This is a genomic window from Streptosporangium sp. CA-135522, from assembly GCF_050949235.1.
In the GTDB taxonomy this organism is placed as follows: Bacteria; Actinomycetota; Actinomycetes; order Streptosporangiales; family Streptosporangiaceae; genus Streptosporangium.
This window is the reverse complement of sequence record NZ_CP192026.1, coordinates 1,450,937-1,467,178: the sequence shown is the minus strand read 5'-3', so window position 1 is coordinate 1,467,178 and position 16,242 is coordinate 1,450,937. Positions and strand designations below refer to the sequence as shown.

The following is a 16,242-nucleotide window of genomic DNA, read 5'->3' as shown; positions in this document are numbered from 1 at the left end:
CCCCTACTCGCGTTCGAACCGGAAGCCGACCCCTCGAACCGTCGTGATGTAACGGGGCTTGGCGGCGTCGTCGCCCAGCTTGCGGCGCAGCCACGAGATGTGCATGTCGAGCGTCTTGGTGGAGCCCCACCAGTTGGTGTCCCACACCTCGCGCATGATCTGCTCGCGGGTGACCACCTTGCCGGCGTCGCGAACCAGGACGCGCAGCAGGTCGAACTCCTTGGTCGTCAGGTGCAGCTCCTTGTCGCCCATCCACGCGCGACGGGAGTCGGCGTCGATGCGCACGCCCTGCACCACGGGCGTCTCGGACGTGCCGCGCCGCAGCAGGGCGCGGACCCGCGCCAGGAGCTCCGCCAGGCGGAACGGTTTGGTGACATAGTCGTCGGCCCCGGCGTCGAGGCCCACCACGGTGTCCACCTCGTCTACACGGGCTGTGAGGATGAGCACGGGCGTTCCGTGCCCTTCCGCGCGTATCCGCCTGGCCACCTCGAGACCGTCCATCTCGGGTAGGCCCAGGTCAAGAACTATCAAGTCGATGCCACCCGACAGAGCCCGCTCCAGGGCCTGCGGGCCGTCGGGGCTCACCTCGACTTGGTAGCCCTCACGGCGCAGGGCACGCGCCAGTGGCTCGGAGATCGAGGTGTCGTCCTCGGCGAGAAGTACACAGGTCATGTTGCGATCGTAGGACCTTAGGCGATCGTTTCCCGGCTGCAGCGCGCGGTTTGACTCGTCATTGACCTATCCATTGACCTGGGCAAACACTGATAAATCCCGGATAGTCGTCCCGCAACGGTTCAGGGGCGCGGGGTACGGCTCCCGCATCGGAAGGGCCTTGAAAGGACAGGCTCCCCAATGACCTCACCGACAAAACGGAACACGCCCAGCCGTAAGGGAAACGGTGGGCGTGTTCCGACAATCGGCTCAGGACGCCGAGGGCGGCTCGGCGTAGCGGGCCAGATAGAGCTGCTCCCCGAGGCTCTCGATGAGCCCCAGCTCGGTCTCCAGGTAGTCGATGTGGTGCTCCTCGTCTTCGAGGATCTCCTCGAAGAGGCGGGCCGAGGTGTGGTCGCCCTTCTCCCTCATCAGGACGATGGCCGGCCGCAGACGCGTCACCACCTCCAGCTCGACGTCCAAGTCGGCGCGGAGCTGCTCCCGGACGGTCTGGCCGATGTGCAGGATGCCCAGCTTCTGATAGTTCGGCAGGCCCTCAAGGAAAAGGATGCGATCCGTTAGCTTCTCCGCATGGCGCATCTCGTCGATGGACTCTTCGCGGGTGTACTTCGCAAGCTTGGTGTATCCCCAGTTCTCCTGCATCTTGGCGTGCAGGAAGTACTGGTTGATGGCGGTCAGCTCAGCGGTGAGCTGCTCGTTGAGTAGTTCGATGATCTTCTTGTCGCCCTGCATGGCGGGCTCCTCGTGCTACGCGGTCGGCGTCAACTCTTCAGACCGCTTCAGGATTGCACAGATCTTGCGCACGCAAGAAGCGCAGTCGCCCCCGGCGCCGGTCATGTCGCGGACCTGACGCGCGCTCCTCGCACCGCCCGTGATGCAGTCATGCACCTCGTTCTCGGTGACGGCGCGGCAGACACATACATACATGGCAGGGGAGAAGCCTCTCTCATGGAGCGTAAACCTAGGTAAGGCACACCTAATCTAGCTCATTCGGTAAGGCTTGCCTATGTGAACCGGGACACATAAGGCCTGCTCCCCCGCCACGTCATCGCGGACGGACCGCCACGTCATCACGGACGGAACGGCGTGGCGCCCGGGAGGCCGGGGGGGTTCAGTGCCCCCTGGCCAGCCACTCCTGCAGGTGTGGGGCTTCGGTGCCGATCGTGGTGGACTCGCCGTGACCGGTGTGCACGACCGTGTCCCCCGGCAGGGTCAGCAGCCGTCCCCGAATCGAGTCGATGATCGTCTCGAAGGAGGAGAAGGACCTGCCGGTCGCGCCGGGGCCGCCGTTGAACAGCGTGTCGCCGGTGAAGACCGCGCCGAGCCCCGGGGCGTGCAGGCAGACCGCGCCCGGCGCGTGTCCGGGCGTGTGCAGCACGGTGAGATCGACCCCGCCCGCCGAGAGCACCTGACCGTCCCGCAGCGGCGTGTACGGCGCGTCGCCGTAGACCATCTCCCACAGGACCTGGTCAGCGGGGTGGAGCAGGATCGGCGCGCCCACCCGCGCGGCGAGGTCCGCGGCGGCGTTGATGTGGTCGTTGTGCCCGTGGGTGCAGACGATCGCCCTGACCTCACGGCCGCCGATCACCTCGGCGATGGCGTCGGCGTCGTGCGCCGCGTCGATGACGACGACCTCGCTGTCGGAGCCGACCAGCCACACGTTGTTGTCCACCTCCCACGTCCCGCCGTCCAGCGAGAACGTGCCCGAGGTGACGACCTTGCCGATCACAGGACCACCACCGAGCGCAGGACCTCGCCGCGGTGCATCTTGGCGAAGGCCTCCTCGACGTCGCCCAGGCCGATCGTCTCGGAGACGAAGCCGTCCAGCTTCAGCCGCCCCTGCCGGTACAGGTCGATGAGCATGGGGAAGTCACGGCTGGGCAGGCAGTCGCCGTACCAGGACGATTTCAGCGCCCCACCACGGCCGAAGACGTCCAGCAACGGCAGCTCCACCGTCATCTCGGGGGTGGGCACGCCCACCAGGACCACGGTCCCTGCCAGGTCACGGGCGTAGAAGGCCTGCTTGTAGGTCTCCGGGCGGCCGACGGCCTCGATCACCACGTCCGCGCCGTTACCGCCGGTGATCTCCCTGATCGCCTCGACCGGGTCGGTCTCGCGGGAGTTGACCGTGTGGGTGGCGCCGAAGTCCTTGGCCCAGGCGAGCTTGCGGTCGTCCACGTCCACCGCGATGATGCTGGTCGCGCCGGCCAACCAGGAGCCGTGCACGGCCGCGCCGCCCACGCCGCCGCAGCCGATGACGGCCACGCTGTCGCCGCGGGTCACGCCACCGGTGTTGATGGCCGCGCCGATGCCCGCCATCACGCCGCAGCCGAGCAGGCCCGCCGCCGTCGGAGGCGCCGCCGGGTCCACCTTGGTGCACTGCCCCGCCGCGACCAGGGTCTTCTCGATGAAGGCGCCGATACCCAGGGCCGGGCTGAGCTCGGTGCCGTCCGCCAGGGTCATCTTCTGGGTCGCGTTGTGGGTGTTGAAGCAGTACCACGGACGGCCGCGCCGGCAGGCGCGGCAGTCGCCGCAGACCGCCCGCCAGTTCAGGATCACGTAGTCGCCCGGGGCGACGTCGCTCACGCCCTCGCCGACGGCCTCGACCACGCCGGCGGCCTCGTGGCCGAGCAGGAACGGGAAGTCGTCGTTGATCCCGCCCTCGCGGTAGTGCAGGTCGGTGTGGCAGACGCCGCAGGCCTGGACGTTCACCACCGCCTCTCCGGGACCGGGGTCCGGCACGTGGACCGTCTCCAGGGAGACGGGTTCGCCCTTGCCACGCGCGACCACGCCTTGCACGGTGTACGGCATGTCCTGCACCTCATCTTCGAGCTCGGTTACCGGTGAAACAGCATCCTCACGGACGCGCCCCCGCGTCCATGCCTATCAGGCCCGGCGCAGCACGTACGGCTGGACCACCCCGAGGCCGCGAGCCGGCCGTCGCCGGATACGGGTCACCGCCATGCCGGGCGTCTGCGCGACGGCCTCGGCGAGCTCGCCGTCGACGATGATCGCACCGGGCCGGGCGATGGCCGTCAGGCGGGCCGCCAGGTTCACGGTGGTCCCGAAGACGTCGCCCATCATCGGCAGGACCGGGCCGTAGGCCAGCCCGATGCGCACCTGGGGCCCGTACCGCCGGATCACCTCGACGAGCTCCAGCGCGATCGCGGCGGCCGTGCGCGGGTCGGCCGCGGTGAACAGCACCTCGTCGCCGAGCGTCTTGACCAGCCGTCCCCCGTGCGAGGCGACCACGTCGGAGGCCCGCGATTCGAACCCCTCGACGAGTTCGGCCAGGGCGCGTTCGTCCAGCTCGCGGGAGACCTGGGTGAAGGAGACCAGGTCGGCGAAGCCCACCGCGAGGGTCAGCCGGTTGGGCACGACCTCCTCGGTGAGGTCGGTGATGGCCAGCAGCCGGGTGCCGGCGGCGGCGAGCTGGGCACGCCAGACGTGGACCAGCACCCGCTCGAAGTCCGGCAGCAGCCGGCTCGAGGTCTCCAGGATCGCCGCCAGATCGGCGTCGGTGGGCGGCTGGTCCGGATCGAGCATGGCGCCGATCATGATCTCGGCCTGCCACTGCGCGAGCCTGGCGGTCGTCTGCCCCAGCGCCCTGGCCATCCGGACGACCGTCTGGTCGTCCAGCAGGCCGCCGTCCATCATCGCCCGGACCCGTCTGAGCGCGGTCACGTCGGCGTCGGTGAAGGCCACCGCGTCGTCGGCCAGCGTGGCGAAGCCGAGGGCCCGCCAGATCCGCTCGGTGAGGTCCTGCGGCACGGCCGAGAGCTCGGCCACCTGGACCCGGGTGTAGCGGGGCGACGTGCCGACGAACAGGCTCTCGATCTGCTCGGCCGTCGGACGCCCCGTCACTTCCCCTCCGCCCATCTTCCTCCCCAATCCAGGAGGTTACGCCACATGGCTCACCGTCCTCACGGATCCCCGTCGGCGGCGTCGTCGAGCGCCCGGAACAGCTCGGCCCGCACCTCCTGGATCTGAGGGATGTCACGCAGCGTGATGTGCCCCTGTTCGCCGGCCGACTCGACGTTGAGCGTGCCGGAGCCGAGTATCCGCTCCATCAGCGTCTGGTCGGCGCTGACCGTGTTGACCTTGCTCATCGGGATGTCGTCGTTGGACTTGTTCAGCACGCCCGTGCTGATCGTGAGCCGGTGCGAGGTGAGCACGTACGAGGTGTTCTTCCACTGCAGATACGGCACGAACGACCACACGGTCAGCAGCCCGACCGCGAGCACGGCGACCGCGATGCGCGCGTAGGCCTCGTACTCGAAGGCCGGCATGAAGAACATCGCGGCACCGGACCCCAGGGCGATGAGGACCAGCGCGAGGAGCGGCACGACGAGGCGTTTCCAGTGGGGGTGGAACGCGCGGATGCGCTGCTCCCCCTCCGTCAGGTGGTGATCAGGCAGACCCATGGGGCAAATCGTGGCATGCCAGGATGCCCCGCGTCATGAACTGCGCGGCCGGCGTCATGAACTGTGCGGCCGAACGTGCACGACGTCGCCGACGCTCAGCGAGTGCTCCTCGCCCTTGGACCGGACGAGCAGGTGGCCGGACTCGTCGATGCCGGTGGCCAGTCCGGTGAGCACCCGCTCCCCCGGCAGCTCCACCCGGACCTCCCTGCCGACCGTCGCGCTCATCGCGAGATAGGCGGCCCGCAGCCCGCACGCGTCGGCGTCGCCGTCCGCCTGCGACCATTCGCGGTAGTGGGTCTCGATCTCCCGCAGCACCGCCCGGACGAGCGGATCGCGGTCGACGCAGGAGGCCTCCTCGATGGCGAGCGAGGTGGCGGTCTCCACGGGCAACTCGTCGGCCCGGACGCTCACGTTGAGCCCCACGCCCACGATCACCGCGCTGTCCACCCGCTCGGCGAGCACCCCGGCGAGCTTGCGCTCCCCGATCAACAGGTCGTTGGGCCATTTCAGGCGGACGTCCACCTCGGCGACCTTGCGCACGGCCGAGGCGACGGCCAGACCGACGAGCAGCGGCAGCCAGCCCTGCTTGACGGGCGGCGGGTCGGGCCGCAGGAGCACCGAGAACGTCAGGCCGGAGCGCGGCGGCGCGCTCCAGACACGGCCGAGCCGGCCGCGGCCGGCGAACTGCGCCTCGGCGATGACCACGGCACCCTGCCGGGCGCCGTCGCGGACGGCCTGCGCGAGGTCGGCGTTGGTCGATCCGGTCCTGCCGACGACGGCGATGTCGGACCACAGGCCGCCGGGGCGGACCAGGGCGCGGGTGAGCGCCGCCTGGGAGAGCGGCGGGCGGTCGAGATCGGTGAAGGGCGAGTCGAGCACTTAGCCATCTTCCCTCCCCTAGCGACCGCCTGTTACCGAATTACGGCAATGACCAGGGAATACTGCGAGTGTAGGGGGGCCGTGCGCGGGGAAGCGGCTGTCCGCACAGGTCAGGGAGCGAGAAGATGGCGGTATGAGCAGACGTCCCACCCCGCGCGACCCGGCCGGTCAGGAGACTCGCGGGAGCGGCGGACGCGAGCCGGACGTCCCCCCGGAGTCGCGACGGCCCCCACGGACGGCGTCACGAGGCCGGGACCGATCGCGGAGGCCGGCGGAGCGGGACGGAGCGCGCATGGATAGCGTCACGAGGCCGGGACCGACCACGGAGACCGGCGGAGCGGGACGGAGCGCGCATGGATAGCGTCACGAGGCCGGGACCGACCACGCGGACGCGGATCCGGCAGGTGACGGCCGGAACCGCCAGGGAGCGCCGTGACGATCTGGCCACCGAGGAGCCGTTGGAGATCAGGATTCAGGCGGGCGAGACGCGCCGCACGGTCGCGATCACCATGCGGACCCCGGGCCACGACTTCGAGCTCGCCGCCGGGTTCCTCCACGGCGAGGGCGTCATCGCTCCGGGCGACCTCTCCTCCATCGCCTACTGCACCGACGACGACGTGCCCCCCGAGGCGCGCTACAACACGGTGACGGTACGGCTGCGCGGCGGGCGGCTGCCCGACCTGCCCGGCCTCGACCGGCACTTCATGACGTCGAGCGCCTGCGGCGTCTGCGGCACCGCCAGCCTCGACGCCCTGCACGGCCGCTGCTCCCCGCTGCCCGCCCAGGAGGACCTGCGCGTCTCTCCCGAGGTCCTGTACGGCCTGCCGCACCGGCTACGGGAAGGCCAGGGCGTGTTCGGCAAGACCGGGGGGCTGCACGCGGCCGGGCTGTTCACCGCCGAGGGAGCGCTCCTGGCGATCCGCGAGGACGTGGGGCGGCACAACGCGGTGGACAAGCTGGTCGGCTGGGCCATGATGAACGGACGGCTGCCGCTGGCCCGGCACATCCTGATGGTCAGCGGGCGCAGCAGCTACGAGATCATGCAGAAGGCCCTCGCGGCGGGCGTGCCGATCGTCTGCGCGGTCTCCGCGCCCTCCTCCCTCGCCGTCGACCTGGCCAAGGAGTTCGGGATGACGCTGGTCGGCTTCCTTCGCGAGGAGCGCTTCAACATCTACTCGGCGCCCGATCGCGTCCTCGCCTGAAGGTTCCACCGCCGGCCGGAGACCGCCGAGCGAGGACTTCCGGGTATCCGGTCCGGCGCCGTGTCACCGGACCGGACGGACCGTTCCGGGACTGGCTAAGATCAAGGCATCGCAGGCGACATCAGGTGAGGGACGGTGACCGAGCAGACACCTCCGGCCCGCCGCGTGCGGACGTCGGTGACCGCGGCGGCATCGCGCCTTTCCCGCGTCGGCGACCTGCCCGTCATCTTCATGCTGGCCTGGGTCGGCTGGCTGGCCGTCCCGTGGTCGTTCAGCGGTCTCGCCCAGGCCCGTGCGGCGGCCGCCGTCTGTTCCGGCCACGAGCTCACCGCCGAATCGGCGCACGCCGCCCCACCCGGTCACGCACTCGCCGTCGACCCGGCGCACGCCGCCCCACCCGGCCACGCGCCGCCGGCGGCCGGCCCCGGCGCGATCCCGGCCGCGCTGTCGCCCCAGAGCGTGATCGAGCGGGAACGGGCGAGGATCGCCGGAGAGGTGCATGACGCCGCGGGACACGGGCTCGCCACCATCGCCATGCAGGCGGGCGTCGCCCTCCTGCTGTTCGACGAGCGTCCCGAGCAGGCCCGCGCGTCACTGGAGGCGATCCGCGACACGAGCACGCGGGCGCTCACCCAGCTCCGCGCCGCGCTCGACGGCATCGACCCCGGCGTTCCCGCCGAAGAGGACCTGCCCCGCCTGATCGACGGCGTCCGGGTGGCGGGGCTGCCCATCGACGTCGAACCCGCCGAGCCCACGGTGCCCGCGCATCTTCGGGGCACGGTCTACCGGGTCGTACGCGAGTCGCTGACCAACGTCCTGCGCCACGCCGGTCCCACCCGGGCGCTGGTCCGTGTCGCCAACGACCCGTGCGAGTTCGTGCTGGAGGTCGCCGACCGGGGACGTGGCCGCTTCGGAACCGGCGAGGGTCGTGGTCTGACGGGGATGCGCGACCGGGTGACCGCGGCCGGCGGAGACTTCACCGCGGGCCCGCGTGAGGGCGGCGGATTCCGGGTGGTGGCCCGTTTCCCCCGGGAAACCCGGGAAACCCGGGAAACCCAGTGAGAATCGCCCGATCCCGGCAAGGGCGAGATCATGCTCGTGGAGCGTACATGCCGTCCCACCACGTCTCGGAGCCCAAGTGACCGCCCAGTCCCCGACGGTGATCCGGGTCGCCCTGGCCGATGACCAGGCCATCGTGCGCATGGGGTTGCGAGCGCTCATCGACCGGGAGCCCGATCTGGAATACGTCGGCGAGGCCGAAGACGGCGCGGCCGCGCTGGACCTGATCCGAGACACCCGTCCCGACGTCCTGCTGCTCGACGTCCGCATGCCGGGCATGGACGGCCTCGACACCCTCCGCGCCATCGCCGCCGATCCCGGGCTGCGCGGCACCCGGGTCGTGATGGTGACCACGTTCGAGGTCGACCAGTACGTCTTCGCCGCCCTCCAGGCGGGCGCCAGCGGCTTCGTGCTCAAAGACAGCGCCCCATCCGAGCTCACCCGAGCGATAAGGGTGGTCGCCTCGGGCGAGGCGCTGCTGTCCCCCTCCGTCACCAAGAAGGTCATCGGCCTGTTCGGAAGGCACGACATCGCACCGATCGACGGCCTCGACACGCTCACGCCCCGCGAGCGCGAGATGGTCGCCTGGGTCGCCACCGGCCGGTCGAACGGCGAGATCGCCGAGGAGCTCACTCTCAGCCCCGACACCGTGCGCACGCACGTCAGCAGAGCCATGGTCAAGCTTCACGCCCGTGACCGGGCCCAGCTGGTGGTGTTCGCCGTACGGGCCGGGCTGACCCTCCCCACCTGAGGCCGACGATCCCCACTTGAGGCCGCCCCTCCCCGCCCGAGGCCGGCTCCCTATCTGAGGAAACCCTCGTAGGTGCGCTGCTGCAGCTGCGCCTCGATCTGCTTGACGGTCTCCAGCCCGACCCCGACCATGATGAGGACGGTCGTCCCGCCGAAAGGGAAGTTCTGCTGCGTGCCGGGGTCGCGGAGCAGCACGAACGCGACGAGCGGGAGCAGCGAGAGCAGGCCCAGATAGACGGCGCCGGGCGCGGTCAGGCGCGACAGCACGAACCGGAGATACTCCGCGGTCGGCCGCCCCGGCCGGACTCCCGGCACGAACCCGCCGTGGCGCCTCATGGTGTCCGCCACCTCCGCCGGGTCGAAGGTGATCGACACGTAGAAGTAGGTGAATCCCGCGATCAGCAGGAAGTAGGCGGTCATGTAGAGGGGGTGGTCGCCCCTGACCAGGTAGGTCGAGATCCACTGCGCGACCGGGCCGGTCCCGCCGCTCAGCGACACCGCCAGCTGCGGCAGGTAGAGCAGCGACGAGGTGAAGATGACCGGGGTGATCCCGGCCTGGTTGACCTTCAGCGGGATGTAGGTCGAGGTCCCGCCGTACATCCGCCGCCCGACCAGGCGTTTGGCGTACTGCACGGGAAGCCGCCGCTGGGCCTGCTCTATGAAGACCACGGCCGCCACCAGGAAGACGCCCGAGATCAGCATGAGCACGAGCGCGAAGGGATTCAGCGCGAAGATGTTCGACGCGTAGGACGGGAAGACCGCGACGACCTGCGTGAAGATCAGAACGGACATGCCGTTGCCGATGCCCCTGTCGGTGACGAGCTCGCCGAGCCACATGACGACGCACATGCCGGCCACCATCGTGGCCACCGTGACCACGGCGGACAGCGTGCTCTGGTCGTACAGCAGCCGCTCACGACAGGTCGGGAAGATCATTCCGGTGCGGGCCATCGCCACGACCGCGGTCGCGTTGATCACGGCGAGCCCGACGGCCAGATACCTCGTGTACTGCGTGATCTTCGCCTGGCCCGCCTGCCCCTCCTTCCGCAGCGTCTCCAGGCGCGGGATCAGCACCGCGAGCAGCTGGATCACGATGCTCGCGGTGATGTACGGCATGACACCGAGGGCGAACACCGACAGCTTGAGCATCGCGCCCCCGCTGAAGAGCTGCACCATCTCCACCAGCCCGCCCCTGGCCCCCGCCAGGCAGCGCCGCACGCCCGCGACGTCGACCCCCGGAGAAGGCAGGATCTGGCCGAGCCTGAACAGCGCGACGACGCCCAGCGTGAAAAGCAGCTTCTTGCGGAGTTCGGGCACACGGAAGGCCCGGATGAGCAGGGTTGGCATGCCGCGAGTCTGGCCGCGCCCGCGGAAAGAGGCATCCGCCGGCAGGCGGCTCGCGCCTACGCAGATCCGCGTAGGCGCCGATCTGCTTGGGCGCAGGCGTGGTTTCAGCCGGCGAGTCGTTTCGCCATGAAGACCACATCGCGCGGCCCCGACCGGCGGCGTTCGGTGATCTCGTAGCCGAGACGTTCGTATAGGGCGATGTTCGGCTTCATCAGCGCGTTGGTGTACAGCCGCAGCCCTCCCAGGCCCGCCGTACGGGCCTGGTCCTCGGCGAAGGCCAGCAGGCGCCGGCCGAGCCCCCGGCCATGGCGGGCGGGGGCGACCGCGACGTTGTCCACCAGCAGCACGCCGTCCTCGGGGACCAGGACGATCAGCCCGGCGATCCCCTCCTCCTCCAGCAGGTGAACCTGACCGGCCGCGACGCGCGCGGTGTAGTCGTCGTCCATCGGCTTGGGGCGGACCCCGATCAGATCCGCCCACGGCCGGTAGGCCTCCGCGACGAGCATCTCGACCGCCGGCAGGTCGCCGGGCCGGGCGAGGCGGATCATCGGACCTCCCTGCGAACGTGCTCTGCGGGCTTCGGCGGCGAGGCCTGCGTCATCCGGTGTTCTGCAGGCCGGCGGCGACGCCGTTGACCGACAGCAGCAGCAGCGTGGACAGGCGCTCGCGCTCCTCCTCCGACAGCCCGTCGTCGGCGCGCAGCCTCGACAGCGCGCGCAACTGCAGGTGCGACAGCGCGTCCACGTAGGGGTCGCGGAGCTGGACCGCGCGGGAGAGCACCCTGCGGTTCTCCAGCAGGCGGCTGTGGCCGGTGATCTCCAGGACCAGGCGCCGGGTGAGGTCGTACTCGCGCAGGACCTGCTCGACGAAGTCGTCCCGGCCCCCCAGAGCGAGGTAGCGGGCGGCGATGTCGCGGTCGGTCTTGGCCAGCGACATCTCCACGTTGTCCAGCAGCGAGGCGAACAGCGGCCACTCGCGGTAGGCGGCGCGCAGCTCGTCCAGGCCGGATTCGGAGATCACCGCCTCCAGGCCGCTGCCCAGGCCGTACCAGCCGGGCAGGTTGACCCGCGTCTGAGCCCAGGCGAACACCCACGGGATGGCCCGCAGGTCGTCCAGGGACCGGGGAGCGCCAAGACCGCGCCTGGCGGGACGGGAGCCCAGACGCAGCGAGCCGATCTCCTCCAGCGGGCTGACCAGGGAGAACCACTCGGGGAAACCGGGGGCCTCGGTCAGCGACCGGTAGGCCTTCTCCGAGGCGGAGGCGACCTGCCCGGCGACGCCGCGGAAGCGCCCGGCGGCCTCGGCCGTGCGTGCCTCGATGGACGGGGTGGAGGCGAGCAGCACCGCCGAGGTGACCTGCTCCATGTGGCGGCGGGCGATGGCGGCGTGGCCGTAGCGGGCGAAGATGACCTCGCCCTGCTCGGTGACCTTGAATCTGCCGCCGACCGAGCCCGGCGCCTGGGCGAGCACGGCCCGGTTGGCCGGTCCGCCGCCCCGGCCCAGAGCGCCGCCCCGGCCGTGGAACAGCGTCAGCCGCACGTCGTGCTCGGCGGCCCAGGCGGCCAGCGCCTCCTGGGCCTCGTAGAGCTTCAGGGTCGCGGCGGCCGGGCCGAGCTCCTTGGCCGAGTCGGAGTAGCCGAGCATGACCTCCAGGCGGCGGCCGTTGGCGGCCAGCCGGTCCTGAATGCCCGGGATCTCCAGCATCCCCGACAGCACGGTGGGGGCGTTGGCCAGGTCGGCGCCCGACTCGAACAGCGGGACCACGTCGAGCCGCGGGGCCTTGTCGCCGAGCGCGTGCCCGGCCAGCGTGTAGACGGCGGCGATGTCGTCGGCCGAACGGGTGAAGGAGACGACGTAGCGGGAGCAGGCGGTCACGCCGTAGCGCTCCTGGATCCAGCCGATCGTGCGGATGGTGGCCAGGACCTCGTCGGTGCGCTCGGAGGTCCGTCCGGCGGAGAGCTCGGCCAGCGCCGCGGCGTGGACCTGCGAGTGCTGGCGCACCTCAAGCTCGGCCAGGTGGAAGCCGAACGTCTCCACCTGCCAGATCAGGTGTTGCAGTTCACCGTACGCCTGCCGCTTCGCCCCGGCGGCGACCAGCGACGCCTGGGCGATCCGCAGGTCGGCCAGGAGCTCCTCGGGCGAGCGGTAGGCCAGGTCGAGGCCGCGCTGCCGGGTCGCCACGATCCGGGCGGCGACGAACAGCAGCCACTGCCGGTGCGGCTCCTGCGGGGAGCGGGTCGCCATCTCCGAGACCAACTCGGGGTGGTCGTTCTCGGCGGCGGTCAGCGCGGCCCGCAGCTGCGGCGAGGCCGGGGTGTATCCGGCGGTCAGGGTGAGGGTGCGGGCGATCCGGTGGGTGGCGTTCTCCAGCGCGATCAGCACGTGCTCGGCCTGGATGAGCAGGGCGTCCCTGGTCACCTTGGCGGTGACGTTGGGGTTGCCGTCCCGGTCGCCGCCGATCCAGCTGCCGTAACGGATGAAGGGGCGGGCCAGCGGCTCGCGGGTGCCGGTGCCCTCGCCGAGCGCGGCGTCCAGCGAGCGGTAGACCAGCGGGACCACCCGGAACAGGGTCTCGTCGAAGGCCGCCATGGCGGTGCGGACCTCGTCCAGCGGGTCGAGCTTGGTGGACCTGAGCTGGGAGGTGCGCCAGAGCAGGTCGATCTCCTCCAGCAGCCGGCGGCGGGTCTCGGCCCGTTCGGCGGCGCCCCGCTCGGGACTGTTGTAGTCGGCGAGCCGGCCGCTGATCCGCTGGATCGCGGTGACGACCGCACGCCTGCGGGCCTCGGTCGGATGGGCGGTCAGCACCGGATGCAGCCGCAGCTCCTCCACCAGCTCGGTGACGCGCTCGCCGCCGAGCTCCTGCACGGCCTGCGCCAGGGACTCGGGCAACGGCTCCTCGCCGGTGTCGCGGACCCGGAGCGTGCGGATGCGGAAGTGCTCCTCGGCCAGGTTGGCCAGGTGGAAGTAACAGGTGAACGCCCGGGCGATCTGGACCGCCCGCTCGACGGGCCACCCGGCGACCATCGCGGTGATCTCGTCGACCGAGACCTCACCGCGACGGGCCGCGATGACGGCCTTGCGAAGACGTTCGACATCGGCGAGCAGATCATCGCCGCCGTACTCGGCGATGACCTGCCCCAGGAGCTCGCCGAGCAGCCGCACGTCCGCGCGCAGCTCGTCGGGCATCTCGGTGACGGCGGAAGAACGTTCTGCCTGATGGTGCGCGATGGCGGACATGCTTGCCAGCGTAGCCAGTCGGATTTATCCGGCGGAGCCCGGTCTCACCTATTGGACTAGACCACTCAACTCGGCTGGGAGACCGCGGCCAGGATCTCGGGATATCGCCTGAACCCGAGGTCACCGGCGATCCGCCGGCCGCCCCAGGAGATCAGCAGGCCGTACGGCACGGCCAGCGCGCTGACCCAAATGAGACCGAGCAGGACGGGCAGCGCGACCGGCAGCGCCAGCAGGCCGCTGACGATCAGCGCGCCGAAGGAGGTCACGAAGGCGACGCCGCCCTGCCCGGGCGCGGCGCCGGTGAAGGCGTTGAGCCGCTCGGGCACGGTGTACGGCAGGAGCACGCTCGTCACGGCGCCCACGCCGAGCCCGGCACCCAGGACGCCCCAGGCGGTGAGCGCGGCGGGAACGGCCCAGAGCGGGTCTCCCGCGAGGATGGCGGCGACCACGGCCAGCGCGGTCAGCAGCGGGACGGCGATCGTCGCGACGGCCAGGTGCCGCCCGGCGAGGTCGGCCCGCCAGTCCCGGGCCGTGCCGTAGACCATGGAGTTCATCCACAGCGAGCGGCCGTCGATGCCGAAGGAGTTGGCCGACTGCAGGCCGATCATCACCGCGCCCAGGCACGCCGGACCGGCCGCCAGGGCGACGCTCGCCGCCCCGGTCCGGTCGCGGGTCAGTGAGAAGGCCATGATGCCCGTGACCGCGATGGAGGCGAACCAGCCGACCCTGCCGCGGGGGTCGCGGCGGGCGTACTTGAGCTCCTTGGTGGCGACCGCGGCGAGCGGCCCGTCGGGCAGCAGCCTGGCCAGAAGACCCGTGGAGTTGCGGACGGAGGCCCCCTGGGTGGAGGCGTCCGCCGAGACCAGTGCCCGGCCGAGCGCCGCGATCCAGAGCCGACCGGCCACGACGACCAGGAGGGCGAGGAAGGCCAGCTCGGCGACCGCCACGAGGCCGCCGTCGGCGATGGCGTGCGCGGCCATGCCGGGCGGGGTCCAGCGCAGCACCGAGGCGACGGCGCGCAGCGTCGCGGCCGGGTCGGCCGCCAGGCCGCCGTTGAGCACCAGATTGGGTAGCTGGGCGGCCAGGATGACGAAGATCACTGAGACGGCGAGCACGTCCCGGCCCCTGCGGGTGCGCAGGACGCCGGACAGGGCGGTGGTGACCAGGCGCGAGACGACGATGCAGAGCGCGAACTGCAGCACCACCGCGACGACGCCCAGGAGCACCCCGCCGATTCCGGCGGCCAGGCCCGCGACGGCCCCGGCCGTGACGATCAGCGTGGCGATCGGCCAGACGCCGGTGACGGCGGCGGCGAACATGCCGGCGGCCAGCCGTCCGGCGGGCAGCGGGAACAGCGACAGCCGGGACGGGTCGAGCGTGTCGTCCAGGCCGAACGCCAGGAGGGGGACGACCGTCCAGCTCACCAGGAAGACGGTGAACAGCACGATCGTGACGTCCGTCGCGATGTCGGCGGGCGCCAGGCGAAGCGCCGACATCATCAGGAACCCGAAGGCCGCCACGACGACCGCGGCGATCACGGTGAAGACGAAGCCCAGCAGGCGCCGGGTGTCGCCGCGCAGGTTCCCGGCGATCAGCCGGAGCTTGAGCCGTACGAAGACGAAGGGCCCCACCGGGACGAGGCCGCTGTGATCCCGTGAGCTCGCCTCGGGGCCGGACCGGCCCTGCGGGTTCCCCTCGGGACCGGAGCGACCCTGCGGGTTCACCTCGGCGCCGGACCGGCCCTGCGGACCCGCACCGGGGTCGCCCTGCTCCTGCGGGCTCATGCCGAGGTCGCGCCCAGCCATGACAGGCCCTCCTCCCCGTTTCCGCCGCCGTCGCCGCGGACGCCGACCAGACCGAGGAAGGCCTCGTTGAGGCTGCGCCCCGCACGGACCTCCTCCAGCGGGCCCTGTGCGACGATCTGGCCGCGGCTCATCACCGACACCCAGTCGCACAGGCGCTCGACGAGCTCCATGACGTGGCTGGAGAAGACGACGGTCGAGCCGGAGGCGGTGTAGCGCCGGAGCACCTCGACCAGCGTGTTGGCGCTGACCGGGTCCACGCCCTCGAACGGCTCGTCCAGGAAGAGCACCCTGGGGTTGTGCAGCAGCGCGGCCGCCAGGCCGATCTTCTTGCGCATACCGGTCGAGTAGTCGACGACGAGCTTGTCCGCCGACTCGGTCAGGTCCATGACCCTGAGCAGTTCCTCGGCGCGCCGGCTCACCTCGGCCCTGGGGATGCCCCGCAGCTGGCCGTTGTAGGAGAGCAGTTCCCTACCGGACAGCCGCTCGAACAGGCGCAGGCCCTCGGGGAGCACGCCGATGCGACCCTTGACCGCGACCGGGTCGCGCCAGACGTCGAGGCCGTCGATGTGGACGGCGCCGCCGTCCGGGCGGAGCAGGCCGGTGACCATGCTGAGCGTGGTGGTCTTGCCCGCGCCGTTCGGTCCGACCAGCCCGGCGAAGCTGCCCCGCGGCACGACGAGGTCCACACCGCCCACGGCCACCTGCTGGCCGAATCTCTTCACCAGTTGTCGTGTGCGTACCGCGTCAGCGACATCCGTCATGACCCCTACTTTTGTAGAATTTCCGCTTTTGAGGATCAGCTCTCCTCGCGGGCAACGAACGACCGCCCCCGATAGTTCGTCATGTCAGGAGACGGTTACCCTGCTG

16 protein-coding genes are annotated in these 16,242 nt (G+C 71.0%); 3 read left to right on the top strand and 13 right to left on the bottom strand.

Translation table 11 applies throughout. The annotated features are described in order from the left end of the window. Nucleotides 1-3: 3 nt before the first annotated feature. The 8 genes from ACQPYK_RS07245 to ACQPYK_RS07210 all read right to left on the bottom strand — a co-directional run bounded on the left by ACQPYK_RS07245 (nucleotide 4) and on the right by ACQPYK_RS07210 (nucleotide 5,975). Nucleotides 4-672 (bottom strand): response regulator transcription factor, encoded by a 669-nt coding sequence (locus ACQPYK_RS07245; RefSeq protein WP_012888073.1) that lies wholly within the window; start codon nucleotides 670-672, stop codon nucleotides 4-6. Between the two features lie 249 nt (nucleotides 673-921). After that, complete coding sequence (bfr, locus tag ACQPYK_RS07240) at nucleotides 922-1,404, bottom strand: bacterioferritin (RefSeq protein WP_433252136.1); 483 nt, start codon at nucleotides 1,402-1,404, stop codon at nucleotides 922-924. Nucleotides 1,405-1,419: 15 nt separating this feature from the next. Next, nucleotides 1,420-1,599, bottom strand: coding sequence for a (2Fe-2S)-binding protein (locus tag ACQPYK_RS07235; protein WP_433252133.1), 180 nt, complete (start codon nucleotides 1,597-1,599; stop codon nucleotides 1,420-1,422). 184 nt (nucleotides 1,600-1,783) lie between these two features. Beyond that, complete coding sequence (locus ACQPYK_RS07230) at nucleotides 1,784-2,401, bottom strand: MBL fold metallo-hydrolase (RefSeq protein ID WP_433252130.1); 618 nt, start codon at nucleotides 2,399-2,401, stop codon at nucleotides 1,784-1,786. Next, the gene (locus ACQPYK_RS07225) at nucleotides 2,398-3,483 is read right to left on the bottom strand and encodes an S-(hydroxymethyl)mycothiol dehydrogenase (RefSeq protein ID WP_433252127.1); all 1,086 of its coding nucleotides are present in this window, start codon (nucleotides 3,481-3,483) and stop codon (nucleotides 2,398-2,400) included. Before ACQPYK_RS07225 ends, ACQPYK_RS07230 begins: the two co-directional genes overlap by 4 nt. Before the next feature lie 75 nt (nucleotides 3,484-3,558). Next, nucleotides 3,559-4,551: an adenylate/guanylate cyclase domain-containing protein gene (locus ACQPYK_RS07220; protein ID WP_433252124.1), complete on the bottom strand. Its 993-nt coding sequence runs from the start codon at nucleotides 4,549-4,551 to the stop codon at nucleotides 3,559-3,561. 44 nt (nucleotides 4,552-4,595) lie between these two features. Further along, nucleotides 4,596-5,096, bottom strand: coding sequence for a PH domain-containing protein (locus ACQPYK_RS07215; protein ID WP_433252121.1), 501 nt, complete (start codon nucleotides 5,094-5,096; stop codon nucleotides 4,596-4,598). Nucleotides 5,097-5,150: 54 nt separating this feature from the next. After that, nucleotides 5,151-5,975, bottom strand: coding sequence for a biotin--[acetyl-CoA-carboxylase] ligase (locus ACQPYK_RS07210; protein WP_433252118.1), 825 nt, complete (start codon nucleotides 5,973-5,975; stop codon nucleotides 5,151-5,153). 353 nt (nucleotides 5,976-6,328) lie between these two features. Between ACQPYK_RS07210 and fdhD the strand changes: the two genes are divergently transcribed. The 3 genes from fdhD (at nucleotide 6,329) to ACQPYK_RS07195 (ending at nucleotide 8,987) form a co-directional block, all read left to right on the top strand. Continuing rightward, nucleotides 6,329-7,177, top strand: coding sequence for a formate dehydrogenase accessory sulfurtransferase FdhD (fdhD, locus tag ACQPYK_RS07205; RefSeq protein ID WP_433252115.1), 849 nt, complete (start codon nucleotides 6,329-6,331; stop codon nucleotides 7,175-7,177). A gap of 135 nt (nucleotides 7,178-7,312) precedes the next feature. After that, nucleotides 7,313-8,239 (top strand): sensor histidine kinase, encoded by a 927-nt coding sequence (locus ACQPYK_RS07200; RefSeq protein ID WP_433252112.1) that lies wholly within the window; start codon nucleotides 7,313-7,315, stop codon nucleotides 8,237-8,239. Nucleotides 8,240-8,336: 97 nt separating this feature from the next. Beyond that, complete coding sequence (locus ACQPYK_RS07195; RefSeq protein WP_433258712.1) at nucleotides 8,337-8,987, top strand: response regulator; 651 nt, start codon at nucleotides 8,337-8,339, stop codon at nucleotides 8,985-8,987. Nucleotides 8,988-9,037: 50 nt separating this feature from the next. On the opposite strand, the gene secY is transcribed toward ACQPYK_RS07195, so the two are convergent. The 5 genes from secY to ACQPYK_RS07170 all read right to left on the bottom strand — a co-directional run bounded on the left by secY (nucleotide 9,038) and on the right by ACQPYK_RS07170 (nucleotide 16,136). Beyond that, nucleotides 9,038-10,333 carry a preprotein translocase subunit SecY gene (secY, locus tag ACQPYK_RS07190; RefSeq protein ID WP_433252109.1) on the bottom strand — a complete coding sequence of 432 codons (1,296 nt, stop codon included), beginning with the start codon at nucleotides 10,331-10,333 and terminating at the stop codon, nucleotides 9,038-9,040. 104 nt (nucleotides 10,334-10,437) lie between these two features. Next, nucleotides 10,438-10,881: a GNAT family N-acetyltransferase gene (locus tag ACQPYK_RS07185; RefSeq protein ID WP_433252106.1), complete on the bottom strand. Its 444-nt coding sequence runs from the start codon at nucleotides 10,879-10,881 to the stop codon at nucleotides 10,438-10,440. 49 nt (nucleotides 10,882-10,930) lie between these two features. After that, nucleotides 10,931-13,570 carry a phosphoenolpyruvate carboxylase gene (locus tag ACQPYK_RS07180; RefSeq protein WP_433252103.1) on the bottom strand — a complete coding sequence of 880 codons (2,640 nt, stop codon included), beginning with the start codon at nucleotides 13,568-13,570 and terminating at the stop codon, nucleotides 10,931-10,933. A 65-nt stretch (nucleotides 13,571-13,635) separates the two neighbouring features. Then, nucleotides 13,636-15,375: a hypothetical protein gene (locus ACQPYK_RS07175; RefSeq protein WP_433252100.1), complete on the bottom strand. Its 1,740-nt coding sequence runs from the start codon at nucleotides 15,373-15,375 to the stop codon at nucleotides 13,636-13,638. Further along, nucleotides 15,351-16,136 (bottom strand): ABC transporter ATP-binding protein, encoded by a 786-nt coding sequence (locus tag ACQPYK_RS07170; RefSeq protein ID WP_433252097.1) that lies wholly within the window; start codon nucleotides 16,134-16,136, stop codon nucleotides 15,351-15,353. Before ACQPYK_RS07170 ends, ACQPYK_RS07175 begins: the two co-directional genes overlap by 25 nt. Nucleotides 16,137-16,242: the final 106 nt, after the last annotated feature.

Bases quoted from the DNA above. Each gene is read 5' to 3' on its own strand.
- ACQPYK_RS07245 (WP_012888073.1), bottom strand. From the start codon at position 672: ATGACCTGTGTACTTCTCGCCGAGGACGACACCTCGATCTCCGAGCCA.
- bfr (WP_433252136.1), bottom strand. From the start codon at position 1,404: ATGCAGGGCGACAAGAAGATCATCGAACTACTCAACGAGCAGCTCACC.
- ACQPYK_RS07235 (WP_433252133.1), bottom strand. From the start codon at position 1,599: ATGTATGTATGTGTCTGCCGCGCCGTCACCGAGAACGAGGTGCATGAC.
- ACQPYK_RS07225 (WP_433252127.1), bottom strand. From the start codon at position 3,483: ATGCCGTACACCGTGCAAGGCGTGGTCGCGCGTGGCAAGGGCGAACCC.
- ACQPYK_RS07220 (WP_433252124.1), bottom strand. From the start codon at position 4,551: ATGGGCGGAGGGGAAGTGACGGGGCGTCCGACGGCCGAGCAGATCGAG.
- ACQPYK_RS07215 (WP_433252121.1), bottom strand. From the start codon at position 5,096: ATGGGTCTGCCTGATCACCACCTGACGGAGGGGGAGCAGCGCATCCGC.
- fdhD (WP_433252115.1), top strand. From the start codon at position 6,329: ATGGATAGCGTCACGAGGCCGGGACCGACCACGCGGACGCGGATCCGG.
- secY (WP_433252109.1), bottom strand. From the start codon at position 10,333: ATGCCAACCCTGCTCATCCGGGCCTTCCGTGTGCCCGAACTCCGCAAG.
- ACQPYK_RS07185 (WP_433252106.1), bottom strand. From the start codon at position 10,881: ATGATCCGCCTCGCCCGGCCCGGCGACCTGCCGGCGGTCGAGATGCTC.
- ACQPYK_RS07180 (WP_433252103.1), bottom strand. From the start codon at position 13,570: ATGTCCGCCATCGCGCACCATCAGGCAGAACGTTCTTCCGCCGTCACC.
- ACQPYK_RS07175 (WP_433252100.1), bottom strand. From the start codon at position 15,375: ATGGCTGGGCGCGACCTCGGCATGAGCCCGCAGGAGCAGGGCGACCCC.
- ACQPYK_RS07170 (WP_433252097.1), bottom strand. From the start codon at position 16,136: ATGACGGATGTCGCTGACGCGGTACGCACACGACAACTGGTGAAGAGA.